This is a genomic window from Streptomyces sp. NPDC107454 (genome assembly GCF_055582885.1).
This window is the reverse complement of the sequence record NZ_JBVJPA010000006.1, coordinates 333912-351831: the sequence shown is the minus strand read 5'-3', so window position 1 is coordinate 351831 and position 17920 is coordinate 333912. Positions and strand designations below refer to the sequence as shown.

Genomic DNA, 17920 nt, shown 5'->3' with positions numbered 1-17920 from the left:
CCCTCTTTTGCCGTCCCGCCCTTTCCCCTGCCAATTTTCCAGAGCGCTTTTTTCGGGAGAAAGCATGAATGAATCGGTCATTCGAGAAGTGAGCTGAACCACACTTCAGACTCCGACTTCACTGAGCATTCATGTTGAACGCACCGACGACTCACGGTATGTTCACATCTCTATCGGCACCTTCTCCCACACATATGGATCTTGCTTACGCGGTTTCCCAAGTGGCCGGCAAACGAGGGGCGTGCCCCGTCTTGCCAGGAGAACGTGACGATGGCTGTGCCCACTGTTTCGGTGATTGTCGCTGCTTATAACGCGATGCCCTACCTGACACGGTGTATTACGTCCGTCGCCGATCAGAGCATCGGGCAGGACCAGCTGGAGATCATCGTCGTCAACGACGGCTCCACGGACGGCACGGCGGCCGAACTCGAGCGGCTGTCCGACGCGTATCCGGCCCTGCTGCGGGTGATCCATCAGGAGAACTCCGGTGGCCCCTCCGCCCCGCGCAACCGCGGACTCGACCACGCGCGGGGACAGTTCGTGTTCTTCCTCGACGCCGATGACTACCTGGGGCCGGAGGCCCTGGAGCGCATGGTGGCGATGGCCGAGGAGAACGGCACGGATGTCGTCCTCGGCAAGATGGTCGGTGTGGGCGGACGCGGCGCGCCCACGTCCATGTTCCGGCGCGACCAGCCGAAGACCGACGTCTTCTCCTCGCGGGTCTACTGGACCCTGAACCCGATGAAGCTGTTCCGCCGCGAACTCCTGGAACGGCACCACCTCCGCTTCCCGACCGATCTCAAGATCGGCGAGGACCAGATGTTCGTCGGCCCGGCGTATCTGCACGCCTCGGGGATCTCCGTGCTGGCCTCGTACGACTGCCTGTACTGGGTGCAGCGGGACGACGACGGCAACATCACCCTGCAGACCGGCGGCTCCGAGCCCCGGCTGCGGTTCCTGCCGCGCATCGTCGACGTGATCCTGGAGAACGTGCCGGCCGGCCCGGGCCGCGACCACCTCGCCCACCGGCATCTGACCGTCGAGGTGCAGCAGCTCCTCGGTCATGTGGCGCGCGAACCCCGCGAGCTGCAGCAGAAGCAGCTGGACCGGCTCGCCGACGCCATCGCACCGCTGTGGCACGAGGGGATGGACGACCAGCTCTCGGCGATGGCCCGGCTCCGGCTCCACCTCGTGCGGCACCGGATGCTCGACGAGGTGCTCGAACTGACCCGGTTCGAGAAGCAGCTGGCCAAGAGCAAGGTCGCCACTCCCGTGCTGGTCGACGGCGGCCGGGCCTACGCCCGCTACCCATTCCTCCGCGACCCCGCCCGCTCCGTCCCGGACAGCTGCTACGACGTCACCGACCAGCTCGGCCTGCGTCACCAGGTCACCCGCGCCGAGCTGCACGGCACCACCCTGCGCCTGGCCGGGTACGGGTACCTCCACCGCGTCGCGACCGAGGACGTCACCACCGGTCTCGTCCTGCGCGAGCGCGGCAGCGGGACGGAGTACCGGCTCCCCGTCCGGCACACCGCCACTCCGGGGCTCGGCGCGCACGAGGACGAGGGCGCGTACACCTACGAAGAGGCCGGATTCGAGACGACCGTCGACATCGACACCGCCGCGGACGGCGCGCCGCTCGGCGACGGGCTGTGGGACATCTCCCTGGCCGTCGGCGCCCAGGGGCTGTCCCGTGAGGTGCGGATCGGCAGCAAGCGGGCCCTGGACGTCTCCGGCGCGGCGGACACCCGTGTCGTGGACACCGCCCGCGGTATTCGCGCCGTCACCCTCTACACCACCAAGCCGCACGGCAACTTCACGCTCGACCTGGGCGAGAAGAAGAACCGGGTCCTGCCGCACCTCACGTTCGGGGAGTCCCGCTGGAACGCCAGCAACCCCACCGAACTGCTGATCACCGGCCGCTGGACCCTCGGCGCCTACCCGGACGGCCCGCTGACCCTGGCCCTCAGCAACGACAGCGGCGCCACCGCCGCCTTCCCCGTCGCACGCACCGCCCACGCCGACACCTTCACCGCCCGCGTACCGGTCCTCGACCTCCCCGCCGGCACCTGGACCGGCGAACTGCGGCTCTCCGGCTGGTCCTTCGCCCTGCCGAAGATCCCGAAGGACCTGGAAGCGAGCAAGTGGCGCCGCCGGGGTCTGCCCTGGTACGCGAAGTCGGCTTCCGGCTCCGGCGGGCGCTTCGCCCTGCTGGTCGCGAAGACCGACCTGGTCAAGGCGGTCGCGGGCAAGCTGAAGGCGTGACCGGAGCGGCGAGGCCGAGCCCTGGTCAGGCCCTCACAGCCGGTCGATGTCCAGGTTCGCGATCGCCGTCCTGGCGACCTCACGGCCGCGTGCCGTGAAGTCGCCCTTGCCCGGATAGCTGATCGTGAGCTTGTACATGTCGCCCTTGGCCGTCTTGTAGTAGAAGATCTTCACCTCGCGCGGGCGCGGGTTCTGGCTGTCGGTGGTCGTGTAGACGACGGTGTTCTCGGCGGACTGCCTGCCGTGGTACTTCGTTTCCTCCGGGTCCGTGCGCGGGGCCGCGGGCATGCTCAGCTCGTACGCGCCGCTGCCCTTGAAGTCGTCGTTGTCGGCGTACATCTCGGCGGCCGAGGAGTCCTTGATCCGATGGCTCGTGTCCTCGGACTTCTCGATCAGGGTCAGGCCGATCCAGATGCTGCCGCTCCAGTCGGTGTACGTGACCCAGTGCCCTTTGTCCGACGTCCGGTCCGGCGTCGATCTCTGATAACCCGCGGGTGCCGCCAGTGTCGCGGCGACGTCCGTCTCGTGGTGCTTCTTCCAGCCGTCGGGCAGCGGCCCCGCGAACGGGTTCGCGAACAGCAGGTACGCCGCCACCGCCGTCGCGACGACCATCGCGCCGAGGCCGAGGAACAGGGGCGTGCGGCGCACGCGCAGACCCTTGCCGCCCGGACCCGCGATCTGCACGACCTGCGTCGGCTCCGGGGCGGGTGGCGCGGCGGCCTCCTCCAGCATCCGCCGGACCCGGTCCGCGCCGGGGCGGCGGGAGGGGTCCTTGTCCAGGAGTCCGTCGATGGCCTCCGCCAGCGGCCCCCGCGCCGAAGCGGGCGGCGCCGGGGTGGAGTTGAGGACCGACTGAAGCGTCGCGGGCGTGTTGCTGCGGCGGAAGGGCGACACGCCCTCCGTGGCCGCGTACAGGACGACACCGAGCGACCAGAGGTCGGAGGCCAGCCCCGGACGCTGGCCGAGCACCCGTTCCGGCGCGATGTACTCGGGCGACCCGACGAAGCCGCCCGTGGCGGTCAGATTCGTCTCGCCCTCGATCTGCGCGATGCCGAAGTCGGTGAGGACGACCCGGCCGTGCGGGCCGAGCAGCACGTTGTCGGGCTTGACGTCCCGGTGCAGGATGCCCGCCGCGTGCGCCGCCTCCAGCGCGCCGAGCACCTCGAGACCGATCCGCGCCGCCTCCCGCACCCCGAGCGTGCCCTCCTGGAGGGCGGCGCCCAGCGAACGGCCCCGCACCAGCTCCATGACGATCCAGGGCTGACCGTCCACGACCGCGACGTCGTGGACGTTCACCACCGCCGGGTGGTCGAGCCGGGCCGCGGCGCGCGCCTCGCGACGCATCCGCTCGAAGACATTGGCGCGTTCACGCTCGGGAAGGTGGTCCGGGACGCGGGGCTCCTTGACGGCGACCTCACGGCCCACCGTCTCGTCCTCGGCCCGCCAGACCGTCCCCATCCCACCGTGACCGAGCTTGCCGAGCAGCCGGTAGCGGCCCGCGACGAGCCGCCCGGTGCCGGGGTCGGGATCGGGCTCGGCGGCGGGGTCGGGCGCGGTCACGGGATGGAGCACGGGCGTGGGTACTGGACCGGGCGCGGAGTCGGCCGTCGGCTCCGGGGCGACCCGGGTCGGCGGTTGCAGAACGAAACTCGTCGGCTCGTCGGACCCGTAAGGGACTCCCCCGTTGTTCCTCATGGGTCCATCCCTATCGCGGCACGCTCTGCGGCATCCAGACCCGTCACGCACCGGTCACAGACCCGTGACGCGGGCCGTCCCTTATCTCCCGTTGATCCCCCGTCCGCGGGGCCACGAAGATGGTCTCGTCTACGGGGCCACGAAGGTGTCCAACGCCACCTCGAAGTACTCCTTCGCCTGCGTCACCTTGCCGACCGGCGCCGACACCCACACGTCGTACATCCGGCCGCCCTCCTCCCAGCAGAGGTCGTACGTGTGCCGCGCGCCCTCCGCCTCGCTGAAGCCGTTCCAGGTGAACTCCCAGAGCGCGGCGGGCTGTCCGTCGTGCGTGGTGGAGGTGACGGCGCCGTCGTGGTAGCCCGGGTTCGTGGACGGCCCGTCGGCGTCGGCGCGCCGCATCACCGCGAGCGGGCCGCCCGCCTCGGGGTCGGTCGCCTTGATGCCGAGGCGGAAGGTCTGGCCCGGTGACAAGTAGAAGATCCGCTCGCCCTCCGGATCGCGGGTGAAGCCGTCCGGCACGGCGAGCGAGAACCCGTCCGGGTCATGGACCGTCCGGTAGCCCGAGGGTGCCGTGCCGGAGGAGGCGGCCGGCTTCTGCTGCCGGGTGACGGTGACCGTGGGGGCGGGGCTCGGTGAGACCGAAGACCCCGGCGCCGCGGGCGCGCTCGGGGAGTGCGACGCGCTCACGGACGTGCCCGGCGCCGAACTGGCGGACGGAGTCGACGTACCGCCCCCGCCGCTGCCCCCGCCGTGGTTCACCAGCAGCAGCGCCGACACGCCCGCCCCGGCCACGGCGGCGACCAGCGCCGCGACGACGAGCATGGTCCGCGCCGACCGCTTCGGGGCACGGTCGGACCCGGCGGCGGGGGGAGCAACCGGCGGAGGGGAGGGGTGCGCGGCCTGCTGGACGGGTGACTTCCGCTTCGGTACGTCCCGTTGCGTGGGCGTGTAGCCGGCCGACGCGGCCCGCGGCGTACGGCCCGTCTCCAGGAAGGCCTTGAGCAGCCGCTCCGCCTCCATCGCGTCGAGCCGCCGCTCCGGATCGCGCTCCAGCAGCCCCCGTACGACCGGCAGCAGGGGCGCGGCCTGCGCGGGCGGGCGGATCTCGTCCATGACGACGGCGTGCAGGATGCCGCCCAACGAGTCACGGCGGAAGGGCGATTCACCGCTCAGGACCGTGCAGAGCAGCGCCCCGAGCGACCACAGATCGGACTCGGGGCCGGTCCTGACGCCGGACATCCGCTCGGGCGCGGTGTACTCGGGCGAGCCGACGAACGACCCGCTCTCGGTGAGCGTCGTGGCGCCCGCGACCTGGGCGATGCCGAAGTCGGTGAGCACGACACGGTCGGTGCCCGCCTCCATCAGGACGTTGGCGGGCTTGAGGTCACGGTGCAGGACACCCGCCTCGTGCGCGCGGCGCAGCGCGCCGAGGAGGGCGAGGCCGATCCGGGCGGCCTCGCGCGCGTCGACGGGACCGTCGGCGGAGATCCGCTCGGCGAGCGAGCCGCCGTCGATCAACTCCATGACGATGTAGGGCCGTTCGTCCTCCTCGACCACGTCATGCACGACGATGATGTGCGGGTGGTGCAGCTGGGCGACCGCGCGGGCCTCGCGCAGGGTGCGGTCGCGCTGCGTCCGGGCCTCGTCGTCGGAGAGCGAGTCGTCGAGGGCGAGTTCCTTCACCGCGACCTGCCGGGCGAGCAGCTGGTCGGTGGCGCGCCAGACGACGCCCATGCCGCCCCGGCCGATCCTGGCCTCCAGCCGGTAACGGCCGCCGATCACACGGACGTTCTCCCCCTTGGTCCCCATACGCCTCATCATGCCGCACCGGACGGACGCGCTCCGGGCTCCGGACCACGCGAGGGTTGTTATCCGGCCTCGTCAGACCGGTTGCGACCAGTTCGTGTCCGTCCGGCCCGTCAGGTCTTGGGGAGCCAGCTACGGAGAATCACGTCGAACTGCCGGCGCGCCGTGTCCCAGTCCGCCGCGGGCGAGGACATGTAGATCGCGTACTCGACACCCTCGCGGCTGAGGTACGTCTGCTCGATCGCCCGCCGCTCGCCGGGGAACGGCGTCTGCTTCGGCAGCGCGGTCCAGGTGAAGTCCCACAGGGAGCCCGGGCAGTCGCGGAAGGTGTTGGACTGCAGTTGCACCTGGCGGTAGTCGGCCAGCTTGGTCAACTGCTCCTCCAGGTCCTGCTGGTGTGCGTACGGGGTGGGGAAGTCCGGCGAGTCGTCGATGGCGATGCGGACGAAGTGCTTGCCGCCGTCGGGCGTGTAGTCGACCTGGTTGCCGTTGGCCTGCCGCTGCCAGGTCTTGTCGGGCAGGGAGATGGTGAAGCCCTCGACGTCGTCCCGCTGCACCCAGGTGTCGGGCACGGCGCCGGACGGCTTCTGGGTGCCCGAATTCGCGCTCGGGGTGCTCCCGGGCTTGGTGGTGCCGGGACTCGCGGTGGGGGGCGAGGCGCTGTTGTGGGTGTCGTCGGTCCGTGCGCCGTTCACATAGTGCATGGCCACGGCGCCGCCACCGCCGATCAGGGCGGCGAGCACGACGACGAGGGCGATCGTACGACCGCGGCGCCGCCTCCCGGACGCGCCCCCGGTGCCGGTGCCCTCGGCCAGGGGCCCGGGCACCGGCGCATGCAGCGTCGGCGTCGCCCCGTGCGCGCCCGATCCGTGCGCCACGGACCCGTGCGACGCCGTCTCGTGCGCCCCCGGTCCGTGGGGCGCGGCGCCGTGCGCCCCCGTCCCCCGGGGCGCCGTCCCGTAGGGCGCCACGCGCTGCGCGCCCATCCCCATGGTGCCGGTGTCCACGTGCTGCTCCGTCGGCACATACGCCTGCGCCGCACTCGGCCGGCGACCCTCCGCGGCCTCGGCGAGCATCTGCTCGGCCTCCTCCGCACCGGGCCGCACGGCCGGGTCCTTGTTGAGCAGCGCGGTGATGACGGGCCCGAGCGGACCGGCGTGCTGCGGCGGCGCGGGCTCCTCGTCGACCACGGCCTGCATGGTGGTCAGCGGCGAGGTCCGGCGGAACGGCGACCGCCCCTCCACCGCCGTGTACAGCGTCGCGCCGAGCGCCCACAGGTCGGCGGACGGCCCGGGGTCGTGCCCGCGCACCCGCTCGGGCGCCAGATAGTCGACCGAGCCGACGATCTCGCCGGTGCGCGTGATGGTCGTGTCGCCCTCGACCTGCGCGATCCCGAAGTCGGTGAGCAGCACCCGCCGGTCGGAGGACAGCAGTACGTTCCCGGGCTTCACGTCACGGTGCAGCACGCCGGCGGAGTGTGCGGCGCGCAGGGCGCGCATCACCCACAGCCCGATCCGCGCCGCCTCGGCCGGTTCGACGCGCCCCTTGTCCTTGACCTCGTCGGCCAGTGAGTTGCCCTCGACCAGCTCCATGACGATCCAGGGCCGGTTGTCGTGATCCAGGACGTCGTGCACGGTGACAACGGCCGAGTGGTTGATCCGGGCGGCGGCCCGCGCCTCGGCGTGGGTGCGCGCCAACAGCACGGCCCGGTCGCTCTCCGTCACGTACAGCGCGGCCGTCAGCTCCTTGATCGCGACGGCACGGTGCAGCACCTCGTCGTGCGCACGCCACACGCGGCCCATGCCACCGCTGCCGATGGATTCGACAAGTCGGTAGCGGCCCGCGAGGAGCAGGCCCTGCATCTGATTCACGTTTCCCCGCAATGGTATTGACAGGGTCAGACTAAAGAGCGGTCCCCGCACAGGGAACCGGCGGGGTCGTACGGAGACCGCACTGTGACGGTTCTCCCTTCCGTGTACGGGAGGGAACCATTCGGCGTTCAGCGGTTCATGACTACGGGAATTGCTCAGCCGGTGACTTGGTAGGTCGCCGACGCCTGCTCGTACAGCCTCGTGACCTCGTCCCGTTCGGCCTCCGGGCCACGCACCTGCACCACGTGGTAGCGGCCGCCGACGATGATCGCGAGATTGCGGACGTACAGCGACTGCCCCGCGGAGTTCTGCCAGGTGAACTGGCCCTCGGCCATGGTCCGTCCGCCCACGTCGATCCGCCGCATCCCGCTGGAGGTGGCCCATGTCGAGTCGCGGAACGGCTGCAACTCGCTCTCGGTCTCGCGCTGGTACGTCAGCGGATCGCCGCCGTACTTGCTGGTGCTGTCCCGTCCGGGTACGACGATGAGCTCGAAGTCGCCCTGGGAGTAGACCACCTGGCCGCGACCGTTCTTGGGCGTGCGGTTCCAGCCGTTGGCCACGGCGACCTGGAAGCCCTCGGAGTCCTTGCGCAGGGTGAAGCCCTGGCCGACCGCCGGGTCGTTGGACTGCGAGGTCGTCGAACTGGCGCCGCCCGAAGGGTTCGTGTCCGTGCCGGGAGAGGTCTGGTCGGGGCGCGGCCGGCTGCTGGCGCTGCCGTCGGCGCCCGTGCCCGCGGTGTTCCCGGGTGCCGGGCTCACCTGGCCCGCGGAGCCGGTCCGTTCGCCGTTCGCGTCGCTGTTCGGGTCGGTCTTCTTCGGCATGAAGACCATCGCGTACGCGACCGCCGCGACCAGCAGGAGCAGGACCAGCAGGAGCAGGTTCCGGCCCAGCTTGCGGGGCTTGGCCGTCTCCGTCGGCCTGGCCGGCCTCGCCTGCCGGTCGGGCTTCGCGCGCTTGTGGCGGGCGTGCGCGCTGGTCGCGGGCAGTCCGGACCGGCGCCTGCGGACGAGCTCGCCCCTGCGCCGTACGATCGGCAGCCGGCTGGGGTCGACGGGCGGCGCCGCGACGACGTGCGCGCCCGCCTCGGGCTCCGGCGCGGACCGCACCAGCGAGCGCAGCCAGCCGCTCAGCTCCTCGAAGTCCAGCCGCTCGGTGGGGTCCTGACGCAGCAGCGACTCCACGACGGGCCGCAGTGGCCCGCACTCCTCGGCGAACGCGGGCGGCTCCGCGCACACCAGCTGCACCAGCTCCGCGGTGTTGTCCTCCGGGTAGGGCGCGTGCCCCTGCACGGCCCGGAAGAGCAGGGCGCCCAGCGCCCACAGATCGGTCTGGGGGCCGATCGGCGCCGCCAGCTGCCAGTTCTCGTGCACCGGCCCGGCCTGCTCCGGCGCCCATCGCTCGGTCACCGGACCGACGACGGCCATCCGCGCCTGCCGGGCCCGCTCCGCGGCGAGCGCGGTGGCGGGACCGCGCCGCGGGGGCGCACCGGCGACCAGCTCGTCCCAACGGCCGTTGGGCGTCGGGGCGGAGGCGGACTGCTGTCCGGGCACGAGGGCGGGCGTGCCGTGATTCTGGGGGCCGTGGTTCTGGATGCCGTGGGGGCCCTGGGCTCCTGGGGGAACCGGGGTGCCGCTGTGGCCGCTTCCATGACCGGTCGCGGGGCCGGGGAGCGCCGGGCGCCCCTGACCGCCATTGCCGCCGGGACCGGGGCCGGGGCCACCGAATCCGGGGCCGTTGACGCCAGGGGCGGTACCGGTGCCGGGGCCGCTTCCGGGGCGGGGCTGCGCGCCGGGCCACGCGCCCGCGCGTCCGACACCGACGCCGTAGGGGTCGGCGATCTGACCGGGGGGCGGGGTCTCCGGCCGCTGCTCCACACCGTGCCCGGAACCCTGGGTCCCCGGCACGGAGCCGTCGGCCGGCGGGGCGGGACGGGGCCCGGGCAGTGCCGCCGGACCGCCCCGCTGCTGCTCGTGCACCCGGGCCGCGGCCCGGGCTCCGGCCCGGTACGCGGCGATGGCTCCGGCCCGGGCCGCCCGGGCGTCGCCTCCGGCCTCCAGAGCCCTGCGCGCCAGGGCCGCTCCGCCGTCGACGGGCGGCTCTCCCACGGGAGTGGTGTTCTCGGCCCGCGCCTCGATCGCGGCCCGCCGCGCGGCCTCGGCGTCGGCCCCCTGCGCGCCGGCGACCACCGCGCCGAACGAGGCTCCGGGACCCCCGCCGGAGGCACCACCGGCTCCCCCGCCGGGCAGTCCTGCGGTCACTCCACCAGGCGCGCCACCGCGCGCACGCGCCGCGCCACGCGGGACACCGGCGCCCGTGCCCGTACCCGCTCGTGAATCCGCGCCGGGACCCGCGTGGGGTGAACCGGCGCCGACGCCTCGCTCACCCCCGGGACCCTCGAAGTCCTGTACCGGCACCGGGTCGTACCCGCACAGTGCCTCCTCCGCGGCGCCGGCGGCCAGGCCGGTCAGCATCACCCGGCCGTCGTCGCAGACGAGCACCGTGCGCACGGTGATGTTGCGGTGGACCCATCCGTGCGCGTGCAGCACCCGCAGCGCGGTGACGACGTCGGCGGCGACCTCGGCCGCCCGATAGGGGCTCAGCGGCTTCTCGGCGAGCAGCGCGGCCAGGGACCGCGCGGGCACCAGCTCACTCACTATCCACAACGACCCGCCTTCGGCGAACACGTCGAAGACCTGGTCCAGTCGGGGATGGTCGGGAATCTGCGCGGCGGCCTGCGCCGCCTCGATCGCCCGTCGCACGGCGGGTTCGGTGGGCCTGCGTGTGGTCCGTGCGGAGGCGCGCCGCACCCCGCCGTCCCGCGCCACGAACCCCTCGGGCAGCCCGTCCGCGTCGAGCATCTCCGCCTCGACGACCTCCGGCAACGGCACCTGCCGGACGAGGACTTCCTGACCGCTGTAGGTGTCGAAGGCCCGGCTCTCGGCGAATTCGTACTCGTCGGAGGGCGGCAGCGGCAGGCGGTAACGGTCGGCGAGTACCCGTCCCGCATAGTCGTCCACGATGCCTCCCCCGGCCGCCCGGTGGTCAATTCCGTTCGCCTCGCGTCCCGTTACGGCTTCGTACGGTCCGCAACCACTCACGATACGTGCCGGAGGCAACCCGCAATGTCGGGATGCGAGATGTCACCGCCCCGTGACCGACCCCTACAACAGACACCCCGGGCGAACCGGCCCGAACCTCACGACATGGGCACGCGCCTCATGACGTGGGGTCGGGCCCAGGCCTCACGACTTCGGCTGGAACGTCGTCGTCAGTGTCTTCCACGTGTCCTTGCGCAGCTCGCTGTCCCAGTCGGATGCCTTCGCCGTGTACATCAGCCCGTACCCGAGATGATCATTCACGACGAACCCACGGTCGATCGACCGGTACTTCGTGCCACCGTCCTGATAGGTGAACTCCCAGTCGGCCGTGTTCCAACCGCGGTAGTCCACCTGCTCTATGCGCACCCGCTTGTACTGCGAGCGCACCATGTACCCCTCTTGGTTCTTCCAGTCCGCCACGGGGTCGCTCTTGGGCGTGGTCGTCCAGCCGACGAGGAGCTTCTGCCCGTCGGGACCGGTGAAGCGGGCTCCCGCGTCATCCGTCGACTGGTACTTCCACCCCTTCGGCAGCCCGATCTTGAACCCCTGGCTGCCCTTGTACGTCGACACGGCGGTGGAACCCGAGGAGCTCGACTCCTTGCCGTCGCCGCCCGTCCCGCTCGTGGCGGCGGCGCTGCCCGACGAGTCGGCGTTCGGTGTGCTGCCCGAACTCCCGTCCCCGGCCGACCCGGTGGCACCGTCCGTCTTGTCGCCGCTGTCGGTGTGAGAGCCGCTGGTCGCACCCTTGCCGCCGCTGCCCGCGGTCACCCCGTGGGACGGGGCCGCCTTGGTGTCGCCGCTCTTGCCGTTCTTCGCCCCGCTGTCGTCACCGCCACCGAGGGTCAGGGCCAGCACGGTGCCGATCACGGCGAGCGCCACCACCACCGCGATGATCATCAGGGTCCGCCGTGGCACCACATCGGTGAGCGGTGCCCGCGGCACGGGCCGCGGCGGCCGCTCGGGCGCCACGGGCCACCCGGAAGCCGGCCTGGCGTCGCCGCCCGAACCGGTGGAACCGGAACCCCCCGAACCCGCCGAGCCCGCCGAGCCGAGAGCCCCCTTCGAGCCGACGGGACCGGAGGGCGAGCCCACGGGCGCGCCGTCACGCACGCCCGGCTTCGGGGAGCCCTCCGCCGCCTCGCCACCCCGGCCGGGCGTGACCGTCCCGGACTTCCCCGGCGTCCCCGCAGCCGCGGCGGGCTTCGACACGTCCACGCGCGGCGGAGCCGGGGGAGCCTTCGGAGCCGCCCCCTCCGCGACCACCGAACCGGAAGCCGTGGTACCGCCGGAACCACCCGCACCGCCGGCGCTGCTCGCACCGCCGCCGCTGCTCGCACCGCCCGCGCTGCCCGTCCCGCCCGCAGCGCCGGACTTCGCACGGGCCGTCGCGGCAGCGGTGGCCGCCGCCGTGGCCGCACCGGCGACCGAGGCGGCCTTCCGCACGGAACGCAGCGCCCCGCGCAACCGCTCCCCGGCCTCCTCACCGCGCTTGGCCCCGGAACCGCCCGAGTCGCCCGAACCGTCCGAACCCTTCTTGCCCCGGCCCTCGTCCGGCACCGGCGGCAGCGCCACGACCTTCGTCGCGTCCGCCGGCTCCGGCACGGTCTCCTTGGGCTCGGGGGCGTAGACCACCTCGCTGAGCATCGCCCGGGCGCGCTCGTTGTCGAGCCGCTGCGCGGGGTCCTTCACGAGCAGCCCGTAAATCACGTTCTCCAGCGGGCCCGCGTTCTTCGGCTGCTCCACCGGCTCGGTCATCACCGCGGTGAGCGTCGCGATCGCGGAACCCTTGTCGTACGGCGGCACGCCCTCGACCGACGCGTACAACAGCCCGCCCAGCGACCACAGGTCGGCCGCGGGGCCGGGCTTGTGCCCGCGCGCCCGCTCCGGCGAGATGTACGAGGGCGCGCCGACGAGCATGCCGGTCGAGGTGATGGACGGGTCGCCCTCGACCTGCGCGATGCCGAAGTCGGTCAGCACGACCCGGCCGTCGTCGGAGATCAGCACGTTCGACGGCTTCACATCGCGGTGCAGGATGCCCTCGCGGTGCGCGGAACGCAGCACGTCGAGTATCGCGAGCCCCACCTCGGCGGCGCGCCTCGGCGTGAGCAGGCCGTCCTCGCGGATGACCTCGGCGAGCGACTTGCCCTCGACGAGCTCCATCACGATCCACGGCCGGTTGTCCTCGTCGACCACGTCGAAGACCGTCACCGCGCCGTTGTTACGAATCCGCGCGATCGCCTTGGCCTCACGCAGGGTGCGCGTGATCAGCCGCCGTTTCTCGTCGTCGTCGATGCTCGACGGGAACCGCAGCTCCTTGACGGCGACCGTGCGGCCCAGCGTTTCGTCCTGGGCCCGCCACACCGTGCCCATGCCGCCGCGGCCGAGAACATCTCCCAGCCGGTAGCGCCCGGCGAGGAGACGTTCGCTCTTGTCCTGACGGGATGCTCCCGCCCGCTCCGCCTCCGACATGCGTCCCCTCATGCAACCCGCCCTGACAGAGCCTTCATTGTCCCTCACCCGACAAGCGCTCAGCGCCCAGGGGGCCCTTCGGCCGACAAGCCTCCGGCGACCGGCACGCCCCTCACCTGCGGACCACCTGCTCGTGCGCACAGGTCCGTCCCCCATGATGTGCCGCAACAAGGAAGGGAACGCCGATGCCTGCGCCCCGGACACCTCGGACACTCCTGGTCATACCCGTGTCTCTGGCCGTCCTGTTGCTGGCGCCGATCGGCCTGCCGCGCCTGATGCCGACCGCCGGCCCTTCCCACTCCACCACGCCCTCGGCCGCCCGTCACACCCCCAGGTCCGCGGCCCGGACAGGCTCACACTCCCCCGCCACCGCCCCGGCAACGAGCGCCACCCGTGCCCTCCGGCGTCTGCTCCCCCTTCTGGTCACCCGCGGCAAGGCTCCCGCCGCCGCGCTGCTGGCCGGCGACGCCTCCGGCGCACGCTTCGCCCGCGCCGGCGAGGGCATCGCCCGCGACGACCACTTCCGCGCGGGCAGCATCACCAAGACGTTCATCGCGACCGTGGTGCTGCAACTCGCCGCCGAGCACCGGCTGTCCCTGTCCGACCCCCTGGACGCTCACCTTCCGGGTCTGGTGCGCGGCGCGGGCAACGACGGCCGGCGTCTGACGCTGCGCTCCCTGCTCACCCACACCAGTGGCCTGTACAACTTCACCGACGACACCAAGGGGGCCGTCCCCCTCACCCCGCTCCAGGCCATCCGCATCGCACTCACCCACCCCCCGACCACCCGCGGCCGCTTCGCCTACTCGAACACCAACTACGCCCTGCTCGGCATGGTCATCCGCCAGGTCACCGGCCACTCGTACGCCACCGAGGCCGAGCGCCGCATCATCAACCCCCTCCGTCTGACAGGCACCTCCTTCCCCGGCGCCCGCACCTCGCTGCCCTCCCCGCACGGCCGCGCCTACTCCGCCGACGGCACCGACGTGACCGCCCTCGACCCGCGCGTCGCCGGCGCGGCGGGTGAACTGGTCACCACGCTCGCCGACCTGAACCGCTTCTACGCGGCCCTGCTCGCGGGCGACCTGCTCCCGTCCCGCCAACTGCACGAAATGCTCGACACCCGCACCGCACAAGGCCTGTACGGCATGGGTCTGTATCCGGTGAAGCTGTCGTGCGGCACCACGGTGTGGGGGCACGACGGCCATATCTCCGGCAGCTACGTGCGCACCGCGGCCACCGTCGACGGCCGTCGTGTCCTCACCTTCCGGGTGAACACGGACGGGATCGAGGACCCGGACCTCGAACCCGACCTGCTCGCCGCCGAGTTCTGCCCCCGCACCCAGTAGAACGACCGGGTTTCGAGCAAAGATCCCAGCTCACGACACCCGTTCGAGTGACATGCACGGGAACTCCCGGGCAGGCCCTCATGGGCAGCGGGGCCGATCAGCGCGGCACGATGTCCGGCGCCCCCAGCCGCGCCGCGTCCGCCGTCTGGTCGTCCGGCTGGCGCTGGGACTCCCGCTCGGCCTCGACCCGCTTCTCGTAGTGCTCCACCTCGCGCTCGATCTGGTCCTTGTCCCAGCCGAGGACCGGCGCCATCAGCTCGGCGGCCTCGCGGGCGCTGCGCGTACCGCGGTCGAAGGTCTCGATGGAGATGCGGGTGCGCCGGGTCAGCACGTCGTCCAGGTGCCGCGCGCCCTCGTGCGAGGCGGCGTAGACGATCTCGGCCTTGAGGTAGTCCTCGGCGGCCGGAAGGGGTTCGCCCAGCGCGGGGTTGGCCGCGATGAGCTCGAATATCTCCTCGGCCAGCACACCGAACCGGTTCAGCAGATGCTCCACGCGCACCACATGGAGTCCGGTGCGCTGCGCGATGCGCGCCCGCGCGTTCCACAGCGCCCGGTACCCCTCGGCCCCGAGCAGGGGGACGTCCTCGGTGACGCATTCGGCGACCCGCTGGTCGAGGCCGTGCACCGCCTCGTCGACCGCGTCCTTGGCCATCACCCGGTACGTCGTGTACTTGCCGCCCGCCACGACCACCAGTCCCGGCACCGGGTGGGCCACGGTGTGCTCGCGCGAGAGCTTGCTGGTGGCGTCCGACTCGCCCGCGAGCAGCGGCCGCAGTCCCGCGTACACACCCTCCACGTCGTCGCGGGTCAGGGGCACCGAGAGCACCGAGTTCACATGCTCCAGCAGGTAGTCGATGTCGGCGCTGGAGGCCGCGGGGTGGGCCTTGTCGAGGTTCCAGTCGGTGTCCGTGGTGCCGATGATCCAGTGCCGTCCCCAGGGGATCACGAAGAGGACGGACTTCTCCGTGCGCAGGATCAGACCCGTCGCGGCGTTGATCCGGTCCTTCGGCACGACCAGGTGGATGCCCTTGGAGGCCCGTACGTGGAACTGGCCTCTCTCGCCCACCATGGCCTGGGTGTCGTCGGTCCACACGCCCGTTGCGTTGACGATCTGCTTGGCGTGGATCTCGTACTCCCCGCCGCCCTCGACGTCCTGCACCCTGGCGCCGACCACGCGCTCGCCCTCGCGCAGGAATCCGGTCACGCGGGCGCGGTTGGCGACCTTCGCGCCGTACGCCGCCGCCGTGCGCACCAACGTGGCCACATAGCGGGCGTCGTCCACCTGCGCGTCGTAGTACTGCAACGCGCCGACCAGCGCGTCCTTCTTCAAGGCGGGTGCTATGCGCAGGGCGTGGCCGCGCGTCAGATGGCGGTGGGTGGGCAGTCCGCGTCCATGTCCGCTCGTCATCGACATGGCGTCGTACAGCGCGACGCCCGATCCCGCGTACAGCCGCTCCCAGCCCTTGTGCTGGAGCGGGTAGAGGAAGGGCACCGGCTTCACCAGGTGCGGTGCGAGGCGCTCCAGCAGGAGTCCACGCTCCTTCAGTGCCTCGCGCACGAGGGCGAAGTCGAGCATCTCGAGATAGCGCAGTCCGCCGTGGATCAGCTTGCTGGACCTGCTGGAGGTGCCCGACGCCCAGTCGCGTGCCTCGACCAGGCCCGTGGACAGGCCGCGTGTCACGGCGTCGAGCGCCGTCCCCGCGCCGACCACGCCCGCGCCCACCACCAGCACATCCAGCTCACGCTCGGCCATTCCCGCCAGGGACTCGGCGCGCTCCGCCGGCCCCAGTTTCGCTGTCCTCACCGCTGCCTCCCGCTGTCTGTCGCGCTGGCCGCACCTGTCCGGCGACGCCCGGCTCACGTCCCCCTGACCCAAAGTCTGACCGCGATGTCCGTCATCGGCCACCACGCGCCCCCAGCCTGTGGACAACACTCCCGGAAACTCGCCCGCCCAATACCGTAAATCGGTCATATTTACTCCTAGTCTGACATTGCGCTCGCTCGTTCTGTCCACAGGGCTTGCGCACCTGTCCCGCTTCGGTTACTGGGAAGGACGGCCCACGCCATGCCCGCAGATCTCGCCGTCATCGGACTCGGACATCTCGGCCTGCCCCTGGCCCAGGCCGCCGTCGCCGCCGGCATCCCCACGCTCGGCTACAAGACCGGGCCGGAGGGCGGTTCACTCACCCCGGCCGAACTGCGCCGGATGCTCTCGGGGGGCTTCCGGCCGACCACCAACCCCGCCGAACTCGGCCGCGTCCGCACCGCCGTCATCTGCGCCCCGACCCCACCCGGCCCGGACGGCACCCCCGACCTGGGCCAAGTGGCCTCGGCCGCCCGCACCCTGGCCGAACAGCTGCGCCCGCACACCACCGTGATCCTGGAGTCGCCGGTTCACCCCGGCACCACCGAGGACTTCCTGCGCCCGTTCCTCGAAGAGGGCTCGGGCCTGCGCGCGGGGCGCGACTTCCACCTCGCGTACTCGCCCAGCCGCGTCGATCCCGGCAACCGCGACTTCACCCCCGCCAACACCCCCAAGGTCATCGGCGGCCTCACCCCCGCCTGCACCGAGTCGGCCGCCGCCTTCTACGGGCGCCTCACCGACAAGGTCGTACGCGCGCGTGGCCCCCGCGAGGCGGAGACCGTGCAGCTCCTGGAGACCAACTACCGGCACGTCAACATCGCCCTGGTCAACGAGATGGCCGTGCTCTGCCACGATCTGAACGTCGACCTGTGGGACGTCATCCGCTGCGCCGAGACCAAGCCGTTCGGATTCCAGGCGTTCCGGCCGGGACCCGGCGTCGGCGGCCACGGCATCGCCCAGGACCTCACGGGCCATTCGGGCCGCACCCTCCGGATGGTCGAACTGGCCCAGCAGGTCAACAGCCACATGCCGCAGTACGTCATCCAGCGCGCCGCCACGCTCCTCAACGAGCACGGGAAGTCGGCCCGCGCCGCACGCGTGCTCCTCCTCGGCGTCACCTACAAGCCCGACCTCGCCGACCAACAGGGCTCGCCCGCCCGGGAGATCGCCCTGCGGCTGATGGAACTCGGCGCGTCCGTCAGCTACCACGACCCGCACGTCCCGGCCTGGAACGTCCTCGGCCGCCCCGTGCCGCGCGCCGACTCCCTTTACGAGGCCGCCGCCGACGCCGACCTCACGATCCTGCTCCAGCAGCACCGCACATACGACCTCCAGGGGCTCTCCGTGAAGGCCCAGGTCCTGCTGGACACCAGAGGAGCGACCCCGACCGGAGCCGCGCACCGACTCTGACCCCGGCGAAACCCCTGGACGGGATGTCACTGCCGACTGCTACTGTGCGTCAGCTCTCGCACACCAGTGCGCCCGCGTCCCGGGCGCTCGCAG

9 protein-coding genes are annotated in these 17920 nt (G+C 72.1%); 3 read left to right on the top strand and 6 right to left on the bottom strand.

The window, feature by feature from the left end; translation table 11 throughout:
• The first annotated feature begins 315 nt into the window (after positions 1-315).
• A complete protein-coding gene (locus tag ACZ69M_RS17310; RefSeq protein WP_470050634.1) occupies positions 316-2265 on the top strand; it encodes a glycosyltransferase family 2 protein in 1950 nt (649 codons plus the stop codon).
• Positions 2266-2298: 33 nt separating this feature from the next.
• Here the strand turns inward: ACZ69M_RS17310 and ACZ69M_RS17305 are convergent, their stop codons facing one another.
• From ACZ69M_RS17305 to ACZ69M_RS17285, 5 genes are all read right to left on the bottom strand, one after another.
• On the bottom strand, positions 2299-3960 hold the full coding sequence (locus tag ACZ69M_RS17305; protein WP_470050632.1) for a serine/threonine-protein kinase: 1662 nt from the start codon (positions 3958-3960) through the stop codon (positions 2299-2301).
• A gap of 129 nt (positions 3961-4089) precedes the next feature.
• The gene (locus ACZ69M_RS17300) at positions 4090-5769 is read right to left on the bottom strand and encodes a serine/threonine-protein kinase (protein WP_470050630.1); all 1680 of its coding nucleotides are present in this window, start codon (positions 5767-5769) and stop codon (positions 4090-4092) included.
• Between the two features lie 110 nt (positions 5770-5879).
• Entirely contained in the window at positions 5880-7628 is a 1749-nt protein-coding gene (locus tag ACZ69M_RS17295) for a serine/threonine-protein kinase (RefSeq protein ID WP_470050964.1), read from the bottom strand.
• A 164-nt stretch (positions 7629-7792) separates the two neighbouring features.
• On the bottom strand, positions 7793-10654 hold the full coding sequence (locus ACZ69M_RS17290; RefSeq protein ID WP_470050628.1) for a protein kinase domain-containing protein: 2862 nt from the start codon (positions 10652-10654) through the stop codon (positions 7793-7795).
• Positions 10655-10879: 225 nt separating this feature from the next.
• Positions 10880-13204 carry a serine/threonine-protein kinase gene (locus ACZ69M_RS17285; protein WP_470050626.1) on the bottom strand — a complete coding sequence of 775 codons (2325 nt, stop codon included), beginning with the start codon at positions 13202-13204 and terminating at the stop codon, positions 10880-10882.
• A gap of 185 nt (positions 13205-13389) precedes the next feature.
• Between ACZ69M_RS17285 and ACZ69M_RS17280 the strand changes: the two genes are divergently transcribed.
• Complete coding sequence (locus ACZ69M_RS17280) at positions 13390-14553, top strand: serine hydrolase domain-containing protein (RefSeq protein ID WP_470050624.1); 1164 nt, start codon at positions 13390-13392, stop codon at positions 14551-14553.
• 97 nt (positions 14554-14650) lie between these two features.
• Here the strand turns inward: ACZ69M_RS17280 and ACZ69M_RS17275 are convergent, their stop codons facing one another.
• Entirely contained in the window at positions 14651-16357 is a 1707-nt protein-coding gene (locus ACZ69M_RS17275; protein ID WP_470050623.1) for a glycerol-3-phosphate dehydrogenase/oxidase, read from the bottom strand.
• A 261-nt stretch (positions 16358-16618) separates the two neighbouring features.
• Between ACZ69M_RS17275 and ACZ69M_RS17270 the strand changes: the two genes are divergently transcribed.
• A complete protein-coding gene (locus tag ACZ69M_RS17270; protein WP_470050621.1) occupies positions 16619-17827 on the top strand; it encodes a nucleotide sugar dehydrogenase in 1209 nt (402 codons plus the stop codon).
• The last annotated feature ends 93 nt before the right edge of the window (positions 17828-17920 follow it).

Bases quoted from the DNA above. Each gene is read 5' to 3' on its own strand.
- ACZ69M_RS17285 (WP_470050626.1), bottom strand. From the start codon at position 13,204: ATGTCGGAGGCGGAGCGGGCGGGAGCATCCCGTCAGGACAAGAGCGAA.
- ACZ69M_RS17300 (WP_470050630.1), bottom strand. From the start codon at position 5,769: ATGGGGACCAAGGGGGAGAACGTCCGTGTGATCGGCGGCCGTTACCGG.
- ACZ69M_RS17295 (WP_470050964.1), bottom strand. From the start codon at position 7,628: ATGCAGGGCCTGCTCCTCGCGGGCCGCTACCGACTTGTCGAATCCATC.
- ACZ69M_RS17310 (WP_470050634.1), top strand. From the start codon at position 316: ATGCCCTACCTGACACGGTGTATTACGTCCGTCGCCGATCAGAGCATC.
- ACZ69M_RS17280 (WP_470050624.1), top strand. From the start codon at position 13,390: ATGCCTGCGCCCCGGACACCTCGGACACTCCTGGTCATACCCGTGTCT.
- ACZ69M_RS17305 (WP_470050632.1), bottom strand. From the start codon at position 3,960: ATGAGGAACAACGGGGGAGTCCCTTACGGGTCCGACGAGCCGACGAGT.
- ACZ69M_RS17270 (WP_470050621.1), top strand. From the start codon at position 16,619: ATGCCCGCAGATCTCGCCGTCATCGGACTCGGACATCTCGGCCTGCCC.